This is a genomic window from Robertmurraya mangrovi, assembly GCF_034427655.1.
In the GTDB taxonomy this organism is placed as follows: domain Bacteria; phylum Bacillota; class Bacilli; order Bacillales; family Cytobacillaceae; genus Robertmurraya_A; species Robertmurraya_A mangrovi.
Map to the genome: position 1 here is coordinate 498,323 of NZ_JAXOFX010000001.1, position 21,037 is coordinate 519,359.

Below are 21,037 nucleotides of genomic sequence, written 5' to 3' on the forward strand. Positions count from 1 at the left end.
GTGGCAAGATGAAGAATAGAGAACAAAAAGTTAACAGCAATGCATTAAAAAGATTTCAATATTCGACGGAACAAGTGATTGAAAAACCTTTTAACTGGAAACAAATGCTGAGGTTGTTCAGTTACATGAAGCCTTATCGTAAGAATTTACTTCCACTATCCATCATAATGGTTATTATCAATACAGCTATCAGATTAATCATCCCAATATTAATTGGGGTATACACATTAGATAGAGCAGTGGTTAATAAAGACACTGGGTTGTTGACTACATTAGTATTAATTATCGCAGGCTTATACATTGTTTCTTATGGAGCTAACTTTTTTAGAATTAAATGGATGAATCAGCTTGGGCAAAGTGTCATTTATGATTTAAGGAAGCATTTATTTACACACGTGCAAAACTTATCTCATCGATTCTTTGATCAACGTTCGGCAGGTTCTATTCTTGTACGTATTATGAATGACATCAATTCTCTACAGGAACTTTTCACAAATGGTGTCATTAACTTATTAATGGATGTCATCCTTTTAGTTGGGGTTTGTATTATCCTATTCTCTTTAAGTCCAGAGTTAACACTGGCCATTATGGTTATTTTGCCAATTATGTTCTTTATTTCAACTAGCTTACGTCGAAATATTCGTCGTTCTTGGCAAACCGTTCGCTTAAAGCAATCAAAACTTAATTCCCATTTAAATGAAAGCATCCAGGGGATACGAGTTACCCAATCATTCACTCAAGAAAGAGAAAACATGGCTTTTTTTGATGGGGTAAACACAGAAACTTTTGAAAGCTGGAGAGATGCTTCGAAGAAAAATGCCATGTTTAGACCATTAGTGGAGTTAACGAATGCACTAGGGACAGCTGTTTTGATATGGTATGGTGCTCACCTAATACAAGGTGGGAACATTAGTATTGGAGTGTTTGTTTCTTTTGCTTTTTATTTAGGAATGTTCTGGGAGCCAATTTCTCGTTTAGGAATGGTTTATAACCAGCTCTTAATGGGAATGGCTTCTTCAGAAAGAATCTTTGAATTCTTAGATGAAAAGCCGATTGTGGCGGAGAGCTCCAACCCTACGGAATTAGCAGATATTAAAGGTCATATTCAATTTGAAGATGTAGTCTTCTCGTATGATGAGAAGAGAACGGCACTTAAAGGAATTTCTTTAGAAATGAAGGAAGGCCAGACAGTCGCTTTAGTAGGGCACACAGGTTCTGGTAAAACAACGATTGCTAACTTGATTAGCAGGTTTTATGATCCTACTAGTGGTACAGTTAAAATTGACGGGATTGACTTAAAGGACGTTTCACTTAAGAGCCTAAGACATCAGATTAGTGTTGTTCTACAAGATACTTTTATTTTTTCAGGGACGATTATTGAAAACATTCGTTTTGGAAATCCTGCCGCAACTGATGAAGAAGTGAAAAAAGCTGCTGAAGCGGTTGGGGCTAATGCTTTTATTGAAAAACTTCCAAAAGGCTATGAGACAGAAGTAGAGGAGCGAGGGAATATTCTTTCTGTAGGAGAACGGCAATTGCTTTCCTTTGCAAGGGCGTTGTTAGCTAATCCTCGAATTCTCATTTTAGACGAGGCAACAGCAAGTATTGATACAGAGTCGGAAATGAAAATCCAAGAAGCATTAAAGACATTGTTACAAGGCAGAACGGCTATTATCATTGCCCATCGCCTATCAACGATAAGAGAAGCTGATAAGATATTTGTTTTAGATCATGGGGAAATCCTTGAACAAGGCAACCATACTCAATTGATGGAACTTAAAGGAGAGTACTATCACCTAATTAAAGCACAATTTAATATGTTAAATGCAGGGTAGTACAGAAAGTCTCCATTTGATGGGGACTTTTTGTATTTCTGTAGTAACTTTTTTTTCTATTACTCGTCGAAGTATATAAGAACTAAAGATTATTCTACGGAAAAACGAGGTGTTAATGTGAAAGTAAAAACGAGTGTCTTTATTAGCTTTCTTCTAGCTTGTACTCTTATTTTTAGCGGTTGTAGTAGTGATTCAAAGTCGAGTGAGTACAAAGAAGCATCGAAAGCGGATATGGCGGAGGACCGCGCTGTTGAAAGTGAAAACAACTCTGTCTCAATTGCTGAAGGGGAGAAAAAAGAAATAAGTGCTGCTACTAGTAAGGCCAATCAAACTGATTCATCTAGGATGGTGATATATAACGCTCATTTAAGCATACTTGTAAAAGATTTTCAAAAGGCTGTCTCGAATATAGAAGAGAAAATCAAAGGTTATGGTGGCTATGTAGTAGACTCCAATGTGTACAGAGACGGGGAAACCTATTTAAATGGGACAATCACGGTCAGGATACCATCTGAGAACTTTCAAGCATTTATTAGCGATACAGAAGGCATAGCAGTAAAAGTAAACGAGCGTACGATTACAGGTCAGGATGTTACAGAGGAATATGTAGATTTAGAGTCTAGATTAAAATCAAAACGAGTAGTCGAAGAAAGATTACTTGATTTTATGTCTAAAGCTGCAAAGACAGAAGATTTACTAAGAATATCTAGTGATTTATCAGCAATCCAAGAAGAAATAGAAGTGATACTGGGAAGGATGAAATTCTTGAAAAATCAAACTTCCTTCTCTACAGTGACATTAAATTTAAACGAGGATCAAGTGAAAGTTCCTGCGTTTAATGATGAAAAGTTAAATACATGGGAAAAAACAAAGAAACAATTTGTTAGCAGTGCAAACTTCATTATAACGATGCTATCAGGATTGGTGATTTTTATATTTGGAAATGTACCTATTCTTCTGTTCCTAGGCTTCATTGGTGCATTTATATATATTGTCATTAAGAGGATTAATAAAAACCGTTCACAAACTCCACCGGGAAGCTAACTTTAGAATAGAATCTTTTATAATAAAAGTCTTTTCATTTATCGTTATTATGCTAAAATGAGGGAGATTTAAAAAGGCTGTTTTGTAAGACTTATATCGATAGGGAAATAGTTTTAGCGGATAGCCTTTAAAAAAGTACTTCCGGGGGATTAATGATGAAAAAAGAGTTTGCAGTAATTGGTCTTGGTCGTTTCGGCGGGAGTATCTGCCGTGCACTTGCTGAGCAAGGAATGGAAGTAATGGCGATTGATAACAATGCTGATAGAGTAAATGAATTTGCCATGATCGCTTCTCATGCTGTTATGGGAGATTCTACAGACGAATCAGTATTAAAAAGCTTAGGGATTCGCAATTTTGATCATGTTATTGTCGCAATTGGTGACGATATTCAAGCAAGTATACTAACTACGCTGATATTAAAAGAACTAGGGGTAAATAACATTACGGTTAAAGCACAAAACGATTATCACGAGAAAGTGTTAAGAAAAATTGGTGCGGATCATGTCGTACACCCTGAGAGAGATATGGGCAAGAGAATAGCGCATAATATAGTTTCGAATAATGTATTAGATTATTTAGAGCTATCTGATGAGCACAGTATCGTAGAGATAGTAGCGAATGACCGACTAGCTGGACATACAATTATTGATTTAGATATCCGTGCTAAATATGGAATAAATATTGTAGCGATTAAAAGAGGCAAAGATATTATTGTTTCTCCTCAAGCAAATGAAATGATTTATGAAGCGGATATTTTAATTGTAATTGGGGCAGATGGAGATATTTCTAGGTTTGAAAAGAAAGTGATGATCTAACAAAAAAAAGCACTCGGAAATCCGAGTGCTTTTTATTATACTTCCATAATTATAGGAAGTATCATTGGACGGCGTTTTGTTTTTTCATATAGGAATGGAGTAAGTGTATCTGTAATTTCATTTTTAATTTCAGACCACTGAGTTGTTTTTCTCTCCATCACTTTATTTAAGTGTTTAGAAATAAGTGTTTGAGCATCATTGATAAGATCTCCTGATTCTCTCATATATACAAATCCTCTAGAGATAATATCAGGCCCTGCAGCGATCTTAAAGTCTTTCATGTTAATGCTCACTACCACAACAACTAAACCTTCTTCAGAAAGGATCCTACGGTCTCTCAGGACGATATTACCAATATCCCCAATACCGCTTCCGTCAATATAGACATTACCTGAAGGGATTTTACCTGCCACTTGTCCAGTATCTTCACTTAAGGCAAGTACTTCTCCGTTGTCCATAATAAAACAATTTTCTTCTTCCACACCACAATCCACCGCATGTTTCGCGTGCATTTTTTGCATACGATACTCACCATGTATTGGCATGAAGAATTTAGGTTTCATTAGGCGAAGCATAAGCTTTTGCTCTTCTTGACCACCGTGACCAGAAGTGTGAATATCACTTAGTTTGCCGTGTATAACATCAGCACCGGCACGGAATAACATATTAATTGTTCTACTTACACTAATCGTATTTCCTGGAATAGGTGAAGATGAGAATACAACTGTATCACCAGGAATAATTTGAATTTGACGGTGAGTCCCATTCGCGATACGTGATAAAGCAGCCATTGGTTCTCCTTGGCTTCCTGTACAAAGAATCGTAACTTTATTGGCAGGAAGTCGGTTGATTTGTCCGGAGTCAATAAAAGTATCTTTAGGTGCTCTAATATATCCTAAATCTTGGCCAATCGAGATAGCTGCTTCCATACTGCGACCAAAGACGGCAATCTTTCTTCCGTGGGCTACAGCCGCTTCCGTTACCTGTTGTAGGCGGTGAATATTAGATGCAAAAGTTGCAAAGATAATACGTCCTTCTACTTTTCTAAAAATCTCATGGATGCTTTCCCCAACACGACGTTCCGACATAGTAAAGTCAGGAATCTCACTATTTGTACTGTCTGATAGTAAGCAGAGTACTCCTTCTTTTCCGATTTCAGCCATCTTTGTTAGGTTAGCAGGCTCTCCAACTGGAGTAAAATCAAACTTGAAGTCTCCTGTGTGTACAACTTGTCCTGGAGGAGTCTTAACAACGATACCATATGAATCAGGAATACTATGGGTTGTTCTAAAAAAAGTTACCGATGTTTTTCTAAATTTAATAATATCGTCTTCTTGTATTTCATGAAGTTTTGCTGTTCTTAATAAGCCATGTTCTTCTAATTTATTACGAATGAGTCCTAATGCAAGCTTCCCTCCGTAAATGGGAACATTTACTTGACGAAGTAGATAGGGAATCCCACCAATATGGTCCTCGTGACCATGAGTGACAAATAATCCTTTGATTTTGTCTTCGTTCTTAACTAAATAAGTGTAATCCGGTATTACGTAATCGATTCCAAGTAATTCATCCTCAGGAAACTTAATTCCAGCGTCAATAAGGATAATTTCATCTTGGAATTGAACACCATAAGTGTTTTTACCAATCTCGCCAAGTCCACCCAGGGCAAACACGGCAGTTTGGTCGTTCTTAACAAATTTCATAATCTATTCAATCTCCAATACTGTAAAATCTTCGCTTTGTTGCTCGTATTCTAAAAATGCACCTGTTACAGGTGTTACAAACTCAATATTATAAGGTCTATCGGCTAATTTATTTCGTACGTCTTTTTCTGAATCCCCTTCAACGTAAACGGTTTTTGTTTTCTCTCTAACAGGGACTTGTTTAATCGATTCTTGATAATAAACTTTAAAAATCATCATATTTCGCTCCTTCTTCCGATAATCGCTCTTTCTATTATATAAAAAAAAACAAAGGATTACATGTTTTTTCTTTAGAAGTTGTTACATACCTTAATTGGTAATTATTTTATTTTATATGTTAGCCAGCATTTAACCTTATTTTATAAGGGAAAACAGAGGTTAAAACTAAAATAAATTTATGATTAAACGCATACTTTTACTAAGTAAGTACAATTATGCAGTTTAGACGTTTTAAAAAATATAATAAAAAATAGAACTTATCTTCTATAAAGATAATAAATATGAAAAAAGATACTAATTACCAATTTACAATAAGGAAGGAGCCCTTCGCAAGTTAGAAGGGCTCATTTTTATCATTTTTATTTTTAATTAGCGAAATTAGAGACAATAGTACTAAGCAATCGATTTCTTGCGAAGTAAATCTTTCCACTGTTTAGCTAGTTTATCTTTTATCTTTTTTAACATCGGATCATCTCCTTATACTAATTTCTAACGTTCAAAGTAGGAAATTAAGGGTTTTCTTTCGTCTACTCTTTTTATTACTAATAGTATATGGAAAAGTAGATTTTTCTCTCATGGATAAAGATGGAACAAAATACATATTTCTTTAGCAATCCTAAATAATTTTAATTAAAAAAGTTTAAATGTGCTGTATAATATACATTATTTGTATTTGATAAATATAACTAGTGTTATTTGGACTATCATTACAAAAATATAATAGAGAGTTTAGTTAGCGAGGGATCGAGTTGGGGAAGTTATATAGTGCACTTATTATTTTAAGTTTGATCTGGGGGACCTCATTTTTATTTATAAAAATTTTATTAGAATCTATGGATCCTTCAGCTGTGGTGTTTGGAAGGAGCCTTTTTGGAGCTGTAACTTTACTAGTCGTAGCTCTGTTCATTAGGAATAAAGGGGTGTTTACGAATATCCCATGGAAGATGTTAATATTAGTGAGCTTATTAAATAATGCTCTTCCTTGGTTTTTAATTTCTTCTAGTGAGACTAAAATTTCTTCTGGATTAGCCTCCATTATTAATGCTACTACACCAATTTGGACTTTGCTTATCGGTTTTCTCTTCTTCTCATCTTCATTAAAGAAAAATCAATGGATTGGTGTACTAGTAGGTTTTGTTGGTATTTTTATTCTTTCAGATATTAAACCGGGTGAATTTTATTCTGGAAATACCATCGGTGTTTTGTTAATGTTAGGTGCAACTGCTTGCTACGGCCTAAGTGGCCATCTAACCAAAAAATATTTAACCGGTTTATCGGTTTTAACGATATCTTTGTTTACATTAGTCTTCTCAACGATAATTGGATTAATTATGATGATTGTTCTATCACCACAATCCTTTGGAGTTTTTTCTAAAATAGAAGTAATTCTGCCACTGCTCGGCCTAGGGTCCCTTGGTTCCGGAATTGCCTATCTGCTGTATTATTATCTCGTACAAAAGGGAAGTGCCGAGTTTGCTGCATTAGTAACCTACTTAGTTCCTGTTTCTGCTATCATTTGGGGAGTACTCCTACTTAAAGAAGAAATTCATATGAGTATGATTGTAGGTCTATTAATTATTTTTGTTGGAATATACATTTCTTCAATGAAAGTTAAAGAAAATAAGAAGAAAGCGGCAGTTGCGTAGAGGATATTTAGTCCCTGAAAGGAAGAGTCACAACAACATGAAAAAAATCGTATTCTTTGATATAGACGGAACTTTACTTGATCACGAAAAGAATCTTCCTTCTAAGACGAAAGAAGCTCTTAATCAATTAAAGAAAAACGGGGTCTTCGTTGCCATTTCAACGGGGAGAGCTCCATTTATGTTTGAGAACTTAAGAAAAGAATTAGATATCGACTCATATGTAAGTTTTAACGGGCAATATGTTGTATTTGAAAATGAGGCTATTTATAAAAATCCATTAAACAGCCAAGAATTAGAAAGATTGTACGAACATACAAAGAGAAATAATCATCCGCTTGTCTTTATGACAGAGAAAACGATGAAATCGAGCGTGCCTTTCCACCCGTATATTGAGGAAAGTATCTCTAGTTTGAAATTCCCTCATCCAGAAGAGGACCCATACTTCTATCAAAATCGAGATTTGTATCAAACACTTATGTTCTGTCCGGAAGAGGAAGAGAATCAATATACTTCGGATTATAGTCATTTTGGTTTCATTAGATGGCATACCTATTCCGTTGATGTACTTCCTAAAGGTGGTTCAAAAGCAGAGGGAATTAAAAAAATGATTGACCGTCTCGGCTTTAAACTAGAAGATGTGTATGCTTTTGGCGATGGTCTCAACGATATAGAGATGCTGAAGGCGGTCGGAACAGGGGTTGCAATGGGAAATGCTGTACCTGAAGTAAAACAACATGCAAACATGACAACCAGAAGTGTAGATGAAGATGGAATTTGGTATGGATTAAAAGAGTTAGAATTAATTTAAATACGCTATAAGGCCAGTATCTATTGATACTGGCCTTTCCAATTTTACCTTTCCAATGCAACTGCATTTTCAGGCGCTTTAAATGGATCTTTCTTATCAATGTGATCATAAAACATGACACCATTTAAATGGTCAATTTCATGTTGAAGAACAATAGACATGATTCCTTTTAGACGTAATTTTAATTCGTTACCTTCTAAGTCTGTAGCTTTTACCGTTATACGGGCATATCTTGGAACAAATCCAGGAATGTCTTCATCAACAGACAAACATCCTTCTCCTGAAGTAAGGTATGCTCTTTCTACAGAGTGACTAACGATTTTAGGATTCACTATCATGTAGCTATGTAAGGTACCATTTTCATCAGGTGAATGTATAGCAATCATTCTTTTAGAAACATTGATTTGTGGAGCTGCAAGTCCAATCCCAGCTCTAAGGCCATATTTACTTGATACTTCTGGATTTTGGCTGTTTTTTAGATACTCTAACATTTCTCTTAAAATCTCTTTGTCTTCCTCAGGTGTAGGAAATGGAACTTCTTCTGCAACGGAACGTAAAGTAGGGTGACCGTCACGAATGATATCTTCCATTGTTAACATATCAAATTCCTCCTATAACGCTAAAGACTCAGGTATGTGTCTTAAGTTTGTTCAACTAGATTTTTAATGATTATATGCGAGGATACGTAATTCTACTATGGTTATTAAGATTTAAGTAACCTTCCTCTTACATTATGCCATTAGTTTAGCAGACAAATGAGTAATTGTTAACTCCCCCTAAATTCTAAAATGATAAAATATTTTAGAAGTCCGTCATATTATCATGTTTATTTGAATAGAACTTATATCAAAGGACAAGCTAATCAAATTTAAATTATACGCCGCACTTTAATCCTTGATTCATTATTCAGATAATTCGACACCATTACGTAGTAGAGGCTATTGTCAAAAGTTCTAGCAATCGATATAGTAATAATTGTAATATTAAGGGGGTAACCACGTGTCGATTTTTCGCAATGCTCGTCTTTTTTTGATAGTAATAGCAGGTTCAATTTTTTTAACAGGCTGTTTGAATACTAAGAGTCCAACAGAAAAAATATATGAAGTATTAGAAAGTGTGGTTCAAACTGAACAGGGCTTTGAAGATCAACAAGATCCCTTAGTCAATCTTGAACAGCAAGAGAAAAAACTGTATGACAAAATTATTGCACTAGGAATGAAAGAGTTTGATCAAATCATTAAACTATCAGATGAAGCTTTGACCATGGTCGATCAAAGAAAAGAACATATGGAAAAAGAAAAGGAAAGTATAAATAAATCATCTGAAGAGTTTAAAAAGATAGTTACGACTATAGAAGATATTGAGGATCCTAAAGTTAAAGAAAAAGCTAGGAACATGTATGCTACGATGATGGAGCGTTATGACATTCATAATGAGTTATACAGTAACTACATGCAAGGTCTCGAATATGACAAAGAACTTTATGAGTTATTTAAAAATAAAGAAGTGTCTTTAGAACAGTTAGAAGAACAAATCAAAAAAATAAATGAATCTTATGAAAATGTCCTTAATGCAAACGAGAGGTTTAATGAACAGACGCAAAAATATAATGAGCTAAAATTAGAATTTTATAAACAGGCAGGCCTTGAAGTGAAATCAAAATAAATTCATAAAAAGAAACCAGTTACAATCTGGTTTCTTTTTATTTTGGAATAATATTTTATAGGTGGCTGTCTAGTAAAGTTGCTAGATTTAATCACTATATTTAATATAGTGAACTACCAAATGGTAAAATTTATCTTTATTAATATAATTATAATTTAAGAATCTTTTTTATAACACAAGCAAAAAAATAATCTTTTTATAGTACAGTTTATGTGGAATGGTGAAACAGTATTGGTTTAACGTTAAAACATTCTCATGGTAAAAATCATAAAAAAAGATAATGCTTAGTGATTGACGATGATATTTTACTTATTGTAAACTAAAAATCGGTTGCATAGTTGTATCAATATAGTTGCAATTTCGACTGATACAGAATATGATAGTCATTGATTAGAGGAAATACGTTTTTAATAACGGAATATGTGGAAAACTATTCAAAAGTATGTTTGCTTAGTCATAGAAATCAATTCTATATATGGAAGAAAAACGGCAGTTGATCAAATATGAACGAAACAACATACAGCTAATATGTTTTAGTTTTGGGCATCCTATTTTTGTGATGGCTCTTAAATTAATTCTTTTTTTATATGAAAGGATAGGTGACTCGCATGGCTTCGAAAACGAAGGCACAGCAACTTGATGCGAAAAAACAACTTGAAGCAGTGGAAGAACAATTTCAAATGTTTCAAATTTTAAATGAAGAGGGAGAAGTGGTTAACGAGGCAGCAATGCCAAACCTAAGCGATGAGCAATTACAAGAGTTAATGCGTCGTATGGTTTATACTCGTATTCTTGACCAACGCTCCATTTCTTTAAACAGACAAGGACGTTTAGGTTTCTATGCTCCTACAGCAGGGCAAGAAGCTTCTCAATTAGCTTCACAATTTGCTTTAGAAAAAGAAGACTTCATCCTACCGGGTTACCGTGATGTACCTCAAATGATTTGGCACGGCTTACCTTTACACCAAGCATTTCTATTCTCTCGTGGTCACTTCCTAGGAAATCAAATTCCTGAGGGTGTAAACGTGATTGCACCACAAATCATCATTGGTGCACAAATTATTCAAGCTGCTGGTGTTGCACTAGGAATGAAAAAACGTGGGGCAAAATCTGTTGCTATCACTTACACAGGTGACGGCGGAGCTTCACAAGGTGATTTCTACGAAGGAATTAACTTTGCAGGTGCTTATAAAGCTCCAGCAATTTTCATTGTACAAAATAACCGATTTGCTATTTCAACTCCTGTTGAAAAACAATCTGCTGCAAAAACAATTGCACAAAAAGCGGTTGCTGCAGGTATTCCTGGAGTTCAAGTAGATGGAATGGATCCATTAGCTGTTTATGCTGCTGTAAGTGATGCACGTGAGCGCGCTATTAATGGGGAAGGTCCAACATTAATTGAAACTTTAACTTACCGTTACGGTCCACATACAATGGCTGGAGATGACCCTACTCGTTACCGTACTTCTGATTTAGATAACGAATGGGAAAAGAAAGATCCTCTAGTTCGTTTCCGTAAATTCTTAGAGAACAAAGGATTATGGACTGAAGATAAAGAGAATGAAGTGATTGAACAGGCGAAAGAAGACATTAAAAACGCTATTAAATTAGCTGATGATGCACCAAAACAAAAAGTAACAGACTTAATGTCTATTATGTACGAAGAAATGCCTAATTTCTTAAAAGAACAATATGAAGTTTACAAGGAAAAGGAGTCGAAGTAAGCCATGGCGCAAATGACATTGATTCAAGCAATCACGGATGCGTTACGTACTGAACTGCGCAATGATCCGAACGTATTACTATTCGGGGAAGACGTGGGCGTAAACGGTGGGGTTTTCCGTGCAACTGAAGGTCTTCAACAAGAATTTGGTGAGGAGAGAGTATTTGATACACCACTTGCTGAGTCTGGAATTGGTGGTCTAGCAATCGGGCTTGGTTTACAAGGTTTCCGTCCTGTAATGGAAATTCAATTCTTTGGATTCGTATATGAAGTAATGGATTCAGTTTCAGGTCAAATGGCTCGTATGAGATATCGTTCTGGTGGACGTTACAATTCACCTGTAACCATCCGGTCACCATTTGGAGGGGGAGTACATACTCCGGAACTTCACGCTGATAGCTTAGAAGGTCTTGTAGCTCAACAACCTGGATTAAAAGTAGTTATTCCTTCAACTCCTTACGATGCAAAAGGATTATTAATTTCTGCTATTCGTGATAACGATCCTGTTATTTTCTTAGAGCACATGAAATTATACCGTTCTTTCCGTCAAGAAGTACCTGAAGAAGAGTACACAATTGAAATCGGTAAAGCAGATGTAAAACGTGAAGGTTCTGATCTTTCAATCATCACTTACGGAGCAATGGTTCATGAATCATTGAAAGCTGCAGAAGAACTAGAAAAAGAAGGGCATTCCGTGGAAGTGGTAGATTTAAGAACGATTGTACCTTTAGATATTGACACAATTATTGCTTCAGTTGAAAAAACAGGTCGTGCAATTGTCGTTCAAGAAGCACAAAAACAAGCAGGTATTGCTGCTAATGTTGTGGCGGAAATTAACGATCGTGCAATCCTTAGCTTAGAAGCTCCAGTATTACGTGTAGCAGGTCCAGATACGGTTTACCCGTTCTCTCAAGCTGAAACAGTATGGCTTCCTAACTACAAGGATGTAATTGAAACAGCGAAAAAAGTACTTAACTTCTAATAAGTATGATCATATGTTTTATTTTAAGGTACAAATGAAACCTTTATCATAAAACAACCAATACTTAACATACGCAGTTATTTTGACTAAGGGGAAAATGGTTACATTTGCCCTTTAGTTTATTGATTATATTGATGTTTTAGCATATAGGAGGGTGAATCCATTGGCATTTCAATTTAGATTGCCGGATATTGGTGAAGGTATCCATGAAGGTGAAATCGTAAAATGGTTTGTTAAACCTGGAGATAAAATTCAAGAAGACGATGTACTATGTGAAGTACAAAACGATAAAGCAGTAGTAGAAATTCCTTCTCCGGTTACTGGTACGGTCGAGGAGATTTTAGTTGGTGAAGGAACAGTCGCTACTGTAGGTCAAGTTCTTGTTACTTTTGACGCTCCTGGTTATGAGCACCTTAAGTTCAAAGGTGATGATCATGCTGAAGAAGCACCAAAAGAAGAAGTAAAAGAAACAGTAAATGTTGAAAGTACAACGGACAATGGAATTGCTGACACACAAACAGCGGTTGATCCAGCTCGTCGTGTTATTGCGATGCCATCTGTTCGTAAATATGCACGTGAAAAGGGTGTAGATATCCGCCAAGTATCAGGTTCAGGCAATAATGGCCGAGTACTTAAAGGGGATATTGATGCCTTCTTAAGCGGTGGAGCACAGGTAGCAGTGGAAGCACAAGCTCCACAACAAGAAGCGGCTGTTGAAGCAGTAGAAACAAAAGCAGCAGCACCTGTTATTCCACAAGGTCAATATCCAGAAACTCGTGAGAAAATGAGCGGTATCCGTAAAGCAATTGCTAAAGCGATGGTTAACTCTAAGCATACAGCTCCTCACGTTACTTTAATGGATGAAATAGACGTAACGAAACTAGTTGCACACCGTAAGAAATTCAAAGAGGTTGCTGCAAACAAAGGAATTAAGTTAACGTTCTTACCATATGTAGTAAAAGCATTAACTAGTGCTTTACGTGAGTACCCTGCGTTAAACACATCTATTGATGACGCAGCTAGCGAAATCATTCACAAGCATTATTTTAATATTGGAATTGCAGCAGACACAGAAAAAGGATTATTAGTGCCAGTTGTTAAGGATGCTGACCGTAAATCAATCTTCTCAATCTCAAATGAAATTAATGAACTTGCTGGTAAAGCACGTGATGGTAAACTTGCTGCAGATGAAATGAAAGGTGCTTCTTGCACGATTACAAACATTGGTTCTGCTGGCGGTCAATGGTTTACACCAGTAATTAATCACCCTGAAGTGGCGATACTAGGGATTGGACGTATTGCTGAAAAGGCAATCGTTAAAGATGGAGAAATTGTAGCTGCTCCAGTATTAGCATTATCTTTAAGCTTTGATCATAGAATCATTGACGGTGCAACAGCTCAACATGCTCTTAACCATATTAAGCGTTTGTTGAATGATCCAGAACTATTGTTAATGGAGGCGTAATAAATGGTAGTTGGAGATTTCCCAATTGAAACTGATACTCTAGTCGTTGGTGCGGGCCCTGGTGGATATGTAGCTGCTATTCGTGCAGCTCAACTAGGACAAAAAGTAACCATTGTTGAAAAAAATGTTTTAGGTGGCGTTTGTTTAAATGTTGGATGTATTCCATCAAAAGCATTAATCGCTGCTGGTCATAGATATGAAACAGCAAAGCATTCTGATTCTATCGGAATCATTGCAGAAAATGTAGTTGTTGACTTTTCAAAAGTTCAAGCTTGGAAAGCGGGAGTAGTAAAGAAGCTTACAGGCGGAGTTGAAGGACTTTTAAAAGGAAATAAAGTAGATATCGTTCGTGGAGAAGCATACTTTGTTGATTCAAACACTGTTCGTGTAATGGACGAAAACTCTGCTCAAACTTATAAATTTAAAAATGCTATTATTGCTACTGGTTCAAGACCAATCGAATTACCTGCGTTTAAATATACAAAACGTGTGTTAGATTCTACGGGTGCTCTTGCTCTTGAAGAAATTCCTAACCACATTGTTGTAATTGGTGGAGGTTACATTGGTACTGAGCTTGGTGGGGCATATGCTAACTTCGGTACGAAAGTTACAATTCTTGAAGGTACAGATCAAATCTTAAATGGATTTGAAAAGCAAATGTCTTCAATCGTAGCGAAAAACCTTAAAAGTAAAGGTGCAGAAATTATTACGAAAGCACTTGCTAAAGGCGTTGAAGAAAGAGAAGACGGTGTAACCGTTCGATACGAAGCTAATGGTGAAGAGAAAACGGTTGACGCTGATTACGTATTTGTAATGGTTGGTCGTCGTCCTAACACTGATGAGCTTGGTTTAGAACAAGCTGGTGTAGAATTAACTGACCGTGGAATTATTAAAATTGATAAAAAATGTCGCACAAACGTAAGCAACATTTTTGCGATTGGTGACGTAGTAGAAGGACCACCGTTAGCACATAAAGCTTCTTATGAAGGTAAAATTGCTGCTGAAGTAATTGCTGGTCATAACTCTGAAATTGACTATTTAGGTATCCCTGCAGTAGTATTCTCAGATCCGGAACTTGCTTCTGTTGGTTATACAGAACAACAAGCGAAAGAAGAAGGTATCGATGTGATTGCTGCTAAATTCCCGTTTGCTGCAAATGGTCGTGCTCTAGCACTAGACAACACTGACGGCTTCGTTAAGCTTGTTACACGTAAGGAAGACGGATTAGTAATTGGAGCTCAAATCGCAGGACCTAGTGCTTCTGATATGATTGCTGAGCTTGGTTTAGCTATTGAGGCTGGAATGACGGCTGAAGACTTAGCGATGACTATACACGCTCATCCAACACTTGGTGAGATTACAATGGAAGCTGCAGAAGTAGCTTTAGGTAGCCCAATTCACGTAGTTATGAAAAAATAAATGATTAAAAACCCTTTTCCAGTGAATGGAAAAGGGTTTTTAATTGTAAATAGATAGTAGCAAAAGGAAGAATGTTTAACTAGTAGAAATCATATGTTATTCTAATCATTCTTTTATGAATCTTTAGAAAGTACTTTGGCGATAGGTTTAATAATTTTATCACTTGATGTAGCTCCGTCCACTTTAACGACAATCTTTTCATTATATATAACGATAATGGCGGGACAATCTTTAACCTTAAAAGTGTCAAAATGTTCTTTTCCTTTTGAAGGTGTTAAAACAATCATATTCTTAATTTCTTCGGGAAACTCTTTTTTCAGCTCAATGATCGCATCATAATAAGAGGCTTCAAACTCGTATTCCGATTCATTAGAAAAGAAAATAACTTGTTTTATGCTATTGTCAATTTTTAAGCCTTCGTCTTCTTCTGTTCTCGAACAAGAGGTAGTAATAGTTAAAAGAGAAAAGAGTAAGATGATTGGCAAACCTTTCATTTTTTTTGCCTCACTTTTTCTGTAGAGTAAGAAGTGTATTGTCAAACTATTAAGTTTTTTTAGGACAAACGTTATTTATTTACGTAGAGTTTATGTAAAATCATAATTTAGCCATATTTTATCACACGAATACACATATTCAGCTAATGTCATGCAAATGTTACAAAAATGAAAAAGATAACACAATCTTAATAAAGGGTAAATTAAATAAACCGTAACAATAATTTTACAAAATAAAAATAGGTTAATGATCTACTCTATTATAAAATATAATATAATGATAAAATTCCATTTGACCATCAAGAAAAAGTGACACAATTTTATTGAATTTGGTGGTGTTCTAGTTCTATGAAGACATATACTGTAATATTAATACAGCTAATCATATGGAGTGGGTATTCCCTTTTAGAGTGGCTATCTAAGCATGATCAAGTTATTTTTAATATTCTAATGTTTTTTGTTTTTTTCTACCTAGCGATAACAGTAGGAAATTACATTCTAAAATCTTCGAAAAAAACCTTTCTACTCACTTTTGCTAGTCTTACGATCTACTCATCATTTCACTTTACCATGTCGTTAATAGCTCATTAGTACAAAATAAAATGGGCGACCATGGGCCGCCCAATCCGTTTATTTTCTTGGGTAGAAGTACATTACTCTACCATTAAATAAGTGTAATTCGCCTTGAAGTTTCTTTGCTAGAAACTTGCAAAACTCATTTGCTTTTCCTTTATCTCCGTATGTTGAAGACTCTGGAAGTGTAACTTGTATGTAGCTTTGTGCTTGCTCGGAGCCGTCCTCGAGTGTTACAACTTCTGAGTCAACACCTAAAAGAATAGCATGGTATCGATCCTCGTTAGAGTATAGATAGAACCATGATCCTTTCGCTTCTGGCTTTTCTTTTATCTCGTAAGGAAAAGACGCTTCGTCATATTGCCAATCTACTTGCTTACCTGTTTTTGTAGTAATTTCTTTATAATAGTGAAATAGCTCTTTAAGTTCATCAGTGGTAACGCTTTCTTTTGCTGATGATGGCACGAGTTTTATATATGCATTACTTGCCATTCACCTATCCCTCCAACTCCCATTGATCTTATGCCTCTTTATAGTGTTTAAAAGTTACTAATAAGAAGGTCATTTCCTTTATTCTAGCACTGATTAAAAAGAAGTGACAACAGTTAGTAGAGATTTTGTATATAATCTTGCCAAATTTTGAAATTTGAATTATAATAATATTCTAAATATTAAAATAAAAGGAGGAGTTTTATGGAACTTTTTGATAAACTTTATGATGAGCATGAAAAAGTTAAGGTACGGTTTGTAGGATTTACTACAGAAGATACCCGATTTGACTTTGGTATTGTTTATACAAACATGTTTTTTGGAAAACCCCTTGTTATATGTATGCAGACTGGCCGCTCCACACTCCTCGATCCTAAAGACCTCGAAGACATCGAATATATCCAGTCATCTTTCCGTATTAAAGACAGCAAACAAGCTGCTGACCTTGTAGAATTTTTCTTAGACGCACTCCCACAAATTCCTTTCGAAACCCAATACGAATAAGTATTATCTAATCACACCTCCAATTGTTAAGTGAAAATAACAATTGGAGGTGTTTTTTCTTAAGAATAAAAGAATTAGTGTAGCATAGTATGAGAAGTCCGTTAATATATGATAAAGAAACAGTTGATTTTTATTAATATTTCCTTAATGTGTTATACAAAATAGGCTTGAAAAACTAATAGTGTTATATTATTATATATTTAAAGATATTAAAGCGCTTACAACTTAAATGAGATTACTTACGTAAAGGGGATTGAAAAAATGGGTACTATTGTTTGCCAAGGTTGTAACTCAATCATTGATCACTTTGAGGACGATAAAGTAACGGTACTTTATGCTGCTAAATGTGAAGATTCTTGTGATAAGCATGGTGTAGAAGAACATTAATATTATCAATTATAGATTGAGCATACTCCTTTTGAGAGTATGTTTTTTTATTATTTGTAAAAAACAAACAAAAAAAGAACTCCCTACAACTAGGAAGTTCTTTTTGACTACTTTATTGCTCTATGTTCTTTAATGACCCTTAACATCTTTAGGTCATAATCTTCTGGTCCTTGTACAGGAAGACCCGCATCCATGTTTTCTCTAATATAACGAAGATTATCCTCAGTGATAATTTCACCTGGAATGAAAATCGGAATACCTGGTGGATATACCATGATGAATTCGGCAATAATTCTTCCCTCTGATTGATCAAAAGGAACTAGCTCTGTTTCAGCATAAAATGCATCACGAGGAGTTAATGCTAAAACAGGAATATCAGGCAGTAATACTTTTGCATCTACTTTTTCTGGATGCTCAATTGGATACTTAGCCAACTCCTGTAGAGCATTAATTAAAATGTCTGCTTCGTTCTTTGTGTCCCCAGGGGTAACGATACAAAGGATGTTATATAAGTCAGACATTTCAACTTCTATATTATATTTTTCTCGTAGCCATTTCTCTACATCAAACCCAGATAAGCCTAACTCCTTTACAGAAATAATGACTTTTGTTGGGTCATAGTCATAAGCGGCTTCTAGTGCTAGTATTTCTTCACCCACACAATAAAGATGATCAATTTCATTCACTTGTTTTCTAATATATTGTGCTAACTCAATGGTACGTGTGATTAATTCTTTACCCTCAGTTACTAGACGCTTTCTAGCTACATCTAAGGAAGCAAGTAATAAATAAGAAGTAGATGTGGTTGTTAACATACTTAATATCGATTGAACTCGCTTTACAGATACCCGATTTCCTCTAACATTAAGAATGGAGCTTTGCGTCATTGAACCACCTAATTTATGAACACTCGTTGCTGCCATATCTGCACCCGCTTGCATCGCAGACAAAGGTAGTTCATCATGGAAATGAATATGAACTCCATGTGCCTCATCCACTAAAACAGGTACATTGTAGGAATGAGCTATTTCCACAATCTTCTTCAAATCAGCAGAAACCCCGAAATAAGTAGGATTAATCACTAGAACACCTTTAGCATCGGGATGTTGCTCAAGTGCTCTTTCTACTGCATCTGTTGTAATTCCATGTGAGATTCCAAGCTTTTCATCAATGGCAGGATGAATAAAGATTGGAGTAGCACCTGAAAAAACAATGGCAGACATAACCGATTTATGAACATTTCTTGGTACAATTATTTTATCGCCAGGTCCACAAACGGCCATAACCATGGTCATGATTGCACCGCTTGTTCCTTGAACAGAAAAAAACGTGTGCTCAGCCCCAAACGCCTCTGCAGCTAGATCTTGAGCTTGTTTAATGATTCCTTTTGGTTGATGTAAATCGTCTAATGGACCGATATTAATTAAATCGATAGACAAAGCATTTTCCCCGATAAAGTTTTTAAATTCAGGGTCAATTCCAGTTCCTTTTTTATGACCAGGAATATGGAATTGAATTGGATTTTTCTTAGCATGTTCAAGTAAACCGCTGAATAACGGTGTATTAGATTGAGACAACTTTATTACACACCTCTTTGATATCAAAATAAGTCTATTCATAAAAGAACTTTAATAAAACAAATGAATTATAGCACTATTCATTTTCTTTGCATAGGGACAAATGAAAACTACTTGAAAATAACTAATGTAGATGAATATTTACATGGTCCCTCTTAATAATTAATTAATTAATTAATCATAAGCTTTTTTAGTTTTAGAAGATAACAGGAAAATAAAACACAAAAATAGAAATTAATATTAAGTAATTGTATGGAGGGGTAAAAATGAATTGGAAAACAAGAGTATCTGAACTTCTAAATATTAAATATCCGATTATCCAAGGTGGGTTAGCTCATCTGGCTTATTCCGATTTAGCTGCAGCTGTTTCAAATGCAGGGGGATTAGGGCAAGTAACGGCTATGTCTTTGCCAAATCCACAATCACTAAGAGAAGAGATTAAAAAGGTTAAGTTACTAACGAATAAACCTTTTGGAGTCAACTTTGCCATTGGACAACATGGAAGACCTTTTTCCGATTATTTAGAAGTAGCTATAGAAGAAGAGGTTCCGGTTATAACGATGACAGGAGGCAATCCTAGTCCTATTTTTGAGCAGCTAAAAGGTACAAATATTAAAAAACTTGTTTTAGTTGCTGCTAAAAGGCAAGCAGTAAAAGCGGAGGAACTCGGTGCTGATGCTGTAATGGTCGTCGGACAAGAGGGTGGAGGCCATCTTGGAAGAGATGACATTGGGACGATGGTATTAATTCCTCAAGTAGTAGATGCTGTTTCTATCCCAGTTATTGCTTCAGGTGGTATTGGGGACGGCAGAGGCTTAATGGCAGCATTAAGTTTAGGGGCGGAAGGAATAGAGATGGGGACTAGGTTTATTGCGACAAAAGAATGTGTTCATGCAAGCGATGAATATAAGACTCGATTAGTGAATGGAACGGAAAATGACACAGTAGTAATTAAACGTTCAATAGGTGCTCCGGCAAGGGCCATCTCTAATTCATGGACTGATAAAATATTGGAACTTGAAAAAGGACAGGCTGGATATGAGGAATTAAAGGATTACGTCAGTGGAAAAGCAAATAAACGATATATTTATGAGGGAAAAGAGGATGAGGGGTTCGCCTGGGCGGGGCAAGTGATGGGACTAATTAAAGATGTTCCAACGGTAGAAGAACTATTCCATCGTATGGTGAGTGATGCTGAGAAAATTAGACGCAACTGGGCAAACTAAACTCTAAATAGTTGTTTCATTTGTAATCTAGGTTTAAACTGTATAAGTTAATTTACAGGAGTAGGTGATTATGTGGAATATCAATACCCTATTGATCATGAATGGTCAACAGATGAAATCATTGATGTCATTAACTTTTTCCAACAAATTGAAAAAGCTTATGAGCATGGAATTGAACGTGATCAGTTAATGAACGCGTATCGACGATTTAAAGAAATTGTACCGAGTAAATCAGAAGAAAAAAAGATTTGTGGAGAGTTTGAAGAAATGAGCGGATACTCTACTTATCGCACTATACAATTAAGTAAGGGACGACAAGCTGGAGATAAAATCAGAATGAAAAAATAATAAGTCTATAAGAAACCCTCGAATACGAATATCGTTCGAGGGTTTCTTGTGTATTAACCTATTCATAGACAAAAGCCTAATATTACCATAAAGAGCCTAAATAAAGCTTTTTTGA

20 protein-coding genes are annotated in these 21,037 nt (G+C 35.5%); 14 read left to right on the top strand and 6 right to left on the bottom strand.

All coding sequences use genetic code 11. The features are described from left to right. Positions 1-8 precede the first annotated feature (8 nt). From SM124_RS02510 to SM124_RS02520, 3 genes are all read left to right on the top strand, one after another. Positions 9-1,835, top strand: a complete 1,827-nt coding sequence (locus SM124_RS02510) for an ABC transporter ATP-binding protein (RefSeq protein ID WP_322444912.1) — start codon at positions 9-11, stop codon at positions 1,833-1,835. A 117-nt stretch (positions 1,836-1,952) separates the two neighbouring features. Continuing rightward, the gene (locus SM124_RS02515) at positions 1,953-2,879 is read left to right on the top strand and encodes a DUF4349 domain-containing protein (protein WP_322444913.1); all 927 of its coding nucleotides are present in this window, start codon (positions 1,953-1,955) and stop codon (positions 2,877-2,879) included. A 155-nt stretch (positions 2,880-3,034) separates the two neighbouring features. Further along, complete coding sequence (locus SM124_RS02520) at positions 3,035-3,694, top strand: potassium channel family protein (protein ID WP_322445040.1); 660 nt, start codon at positions 3,035-3,037, stop codon at positions 3,692-3,694. A 35-nt stretch (positions 3,695-3,729) separates the two neighbouring features. Here the strand turns inward: SM124_RS02520 and rnjA are convergent, their stop codons facing one another. Next, positions 3,730-5,397, bottom strand: coding sequence for a ribonuclease J1 (rnjA, locus tag SM124_RS02525; protein WP_322444914.1), 1,668 nt, complete (start codon positions 5,395-5,397; stop codon positions 3,730-3,732). A gap of 3 nt (positions 5,398-5,400) precedes the next feature. After that, entirely contained in the window at positions 5,401-5,613 is a 213-nt protein-coding gene (locus SM124_RS02530; RefSeq protein WP_322445041.1) for a DNA-dependent RNA polymerase subunit epsilon, read from the bottom strand. A gap of 752 nt (positions 5,614-6,365) precedes the next feature. Between SM124_RS02530 and SM124_RS02535 the strand changes: the two genes are divergently transcribed. Beyond that, positions 6,366-7,262, top strand: a complete 897-nt coding sequence (locus SM124_RS02535; RefSeq protein ID WP_322444915.1) for a DMT family transporter — start codon at positions 6,366-6,368, stop codon at positions 7,260-7,262. Positions 7,263-7,299: 37 nt separating this feature from the next. Then, positions 7,300-8,070: a Cof-type HAD-IIB family hydrolase gene (locus SM124_RS02540; RefSeq protein ID WP_322444916.1), complete on the top strand. Its 771-nt coding sequence runs from the start codon at positions 7,300-7,302 to the stop codon at positions 8,068-8,070. A gap of 44 nt (positions 8,071-8,114) precedes the next feature. On the opposite strand, the gene def is transcribed toward SM124_RS02540, so the two are convergent. Then, positions 8,115-8,669, bottom strand: coding sequence for a peptide deformylase (gene def, locus SM124_RS02545; RefSeq protein ID WP_322444917.1), 555 nt, complete (start codon positions 8,667-8,669; stop codon positions 8,115-8,117). 400 nt (positions 8,670-9,069) lie between these two features. Here def and SM124_RS02550 point away from each other — a divergent pair, with 400 nt between their 5' ends. The 5 genes from SM124_RS02550 to lpdA all read left to right on the top strand — a co-directional run bounded on the left by SM124_RS02550 (position 9,070) and on the right by lpdA (position 15,324). After that, complete coding sequence (locus tag SM124_RS02550) at positions 9,070-9,735, top strand: YkyA family protein (protein WP_322444918.1); 666 nt, start codon at positions 9,070-9,072, stop codon at positions 9,733-9,735. 608 nt (positions 9,736-10,343) lie between these two features. Continuing rightward, positions 10,344-11,459, top strand: coding sequence for a pyruvate dehydrogenase (acetyl-transferring) E1 component subunit alpha (pdhA, locus tag SM124_RS02555; protein ID WP_322444919.1), 1,116 nt, complete (start codon positions 10,344-10,346; stop codon positions 11,457-11,459). 3 nt (positions 11,460-11,462) lie between these two features. Beyond that, complete coding sequence (locus SM124_RS02560; RefSeq protein ID WP_322444920.1) at positions 11,463-12,440, top strand: alpha-ketoacid dehydrogenase subunit beta; 978 nt, start codon at positions 11,463-11,465, stop codon at positions 12,438-12,440. 163 nt (positions 12,441-12,603) lie between these two features. Further along, the gene (locus SM124_RS02565) at positions 12,604-13,905 is read left to right on the top strand and encodes a dihydrolipoamide acetyltransferase family protein (protein WP_322444921.1); all 1,302 of its coding nucleotides are present in this window, start codon (positions 12,604-12,606) and stop codon (positions 13,903-13,905) included. A 3-nt stretch (positions 13,906-13,908) separates the two neighbouring features. Beyond that, a complete protein-coding gene (gene lpdA, locus SM124_RS02570; protein ID WP_322444922.1) occupies positions 13,909-15,324 on the top strand; it encodes a dihydrolipoyl dehydrogenase in 1,416 nt (471 codons plus the stop codon). A 113-nt stretch (positions 15,325-15,437) separates the two neighbouring features. On the opposite strand, the gene SM124_RS02575 is transcribed toward lpdA, so the two are convergent. Together SM124_RS02575 and SM124_RS02580 are read right to left on the bottom strand one after the other, a co-directional pair. Beyond that, positions 15,438-15,818 (bottom strand): small peptidoglycan-associated lipoprotein, encoded by a 381-nt coding sequence (locus tag SM124_RS02575; protein ID WP_322444923.1) that lies wholly within the window; start codon positions 15,816-15,818, stop codon positions 15,438-15,440. A gap of 630 nt (positions 15,819-16,448) precedes the next feature. After that, entirely contained in the window at positions 16,449-16,883 is a 435-nt protein-coding gene (locus tag SM124_RS02580; RefSeq protein ID WP_322444924.1) for a DUF1885 family protein, read from the bottom strand. A gap of 201 nt (positions 16,884-17,084) precedes the next feature. Between SM124_RS02580 and SM124_RS02585 the strand changes: the two genes are divergently transcribed. Together SM124_RS02585 and SM124_RS02590 are read left to right on the top strand one after the other, a co-directional pair. Next, positions 17,085-17,384, top strand: a complete 300-nt coding sequence (locus SM124_RS02585; RefSeq protein ID WP_322444925.1) for a DUF3055 domain-containing protein — start codon at positions 17,085-17,087, stop codon at positions 17,382-17,384. 261 nt (positions 17,385-17,645) lie between these two features. Next, positions 17,646-17,771, top strand: coding sequence for a GapA-binding peptide SR1P (locus tag SM124_RS02590; RefSeq protein WP_322444926.1), 126 nt, complete (start codon positions 17,646-17,648; stop codon positions 17,769-17,771). Between the two features lie 107 nt (positions 17,772-17,878). On the opposite strand, the gene SM124_RS02595 is transcribed toward SM124_RS02590, so the two are convergent. After that, positions 17,879-19,348, bottom strand: coding sequence for an aminotransferase class I/II-fold pyridoxal phosphate-dependent enzyme (locus SM124_RS02595; RefSeq protein ID WP_322444927.1), 1,470 nt, complete (start codon positions 19,346-19,348; stop codon positions 17,879-17,881). A 266-nt stretch (positions 19,349-19,614) separates the two neighbouring features. Between SM124_RS02595 and SM124_RS02600 the strand changes: the two genes are divergently transcribed. Both SM124_RS02600 and SM124_RS02605 read left to right on the top strand, forming a co-directional pair. Next, on the top strand, positions 19,615-20,574 hold the full coding sequence (locus SM124_RS02600; RefSeq protein WP_322444928.1) for an NAD(P)H-dependent flavin oxidoreductase: 960 nt from the start codon (positions 19,615-19,617) through the stop codon (positions 20,572-20,574). Positions 20,575-20,646: 72 nt separating this feature from the next. Next, the gene (locus SM124_RS02605) at positions 20,647-20,922 is read left to right on the top strand and encodes a UPF0223 family protein (protein WP_322444929.1); all 276 of its coding nucleotides are present in this window, start codon (positions 20,647-20,649) and stop codon (positions 20,920-20,922) included. Positions 20,923-21,037 lie beyond the last annotated feature (115 nt).

Coding starts and splice junctions, on each gene's coding strand:
- SM124_RS02510 (WP_322444912.1), top strand. CDS start 9: ATGAAGAATAGAGAACAAAAAGTTAACAGCAATGCATTAAAAAGATTT.
- SM124_RS02520 (WP_322445040.1), top strand. CDS start 3,035: ATGAAAAAAGAGTTTGCAGTAATTGGTCTTGGTCGTTTCGGCGGGAGT.
- rnjA (WP_322444914.1), bottom strand. CDS start 5,397: ATGAAATTTGTTAAGAACGACCAAACTGCCGTGTTTGCCCTGGGTGGA.
- SM124_RS02530 (WP_322445041.1), bottom strand. CDS start 5,613: ATGATTTTTAAAGTTTATTATCAAGAATCGATTAAACAAGTCCCTGTT.
- SM124_RS02540 (WP_322444916.1), top strand. CDS start 7,300: ATGAAAAAAATCGTATTCTTTGATATAGACGGAACTTTACTTGATCAC.
- def (WP_322444917.1), bottom strand. CDS start 8,669: ATGTTAACAATGGAAGATATCATTCGTGACGGTCACCCTACTTTACGT.
- pdhA (WP_322444919.1), top strand. CDS start 10,344: ATGGCTTCGAAAACGAAGGCACAGCAACTTGATGCGAAAAAACAACTT.
- SM124_RS02560 (WP_322444920.1), top strand. CDS start 11,463: ATGGCGCAAATGACATTGATTCAAGCAATCACGGATGCGTTACGTACT.
- lpdA (WP_322444922.1), top strand. CDS start 13,909: ATGGTAGTTGGAGATTTCCCAATTGAAACTGATACTCTAGTCGTTGGT.
- SM124_RS02575 (WP_322444923.1), bottom strand. CDS start 15,818: ATGAAAGGTTTGCCAATCATCTTACTCTTTTCTCTTTTAACTATTACT.
- SM124_RS02580 (WP_322444924.1), bottom strand. CDS start 16,883: ATGGCAAGTAATGCATATATAAAACTCGTGCCATCATCAGCAAAAGAA.
- SM124_RS02585 (WP_322444925.1), top strand. CDS start 17,085: ATGGAACTTTTTGATAAACTTTATGATGAGCATGAAAAAGTTAAGGTA.
- SM124_RS02590 (WP_322444926.1), top strand. CDS start 17,646: ATGGGTACTATTGTTTGCCAAGGTTGTAACTCAATCATTGATCACTTT.
- SM124_RS02600 (WP_322444928.1), top strand. CDS start 19,615: ATGAATTGGAAAACAAGAGTATCTGAACTTCTAAATATTAAATATCCG.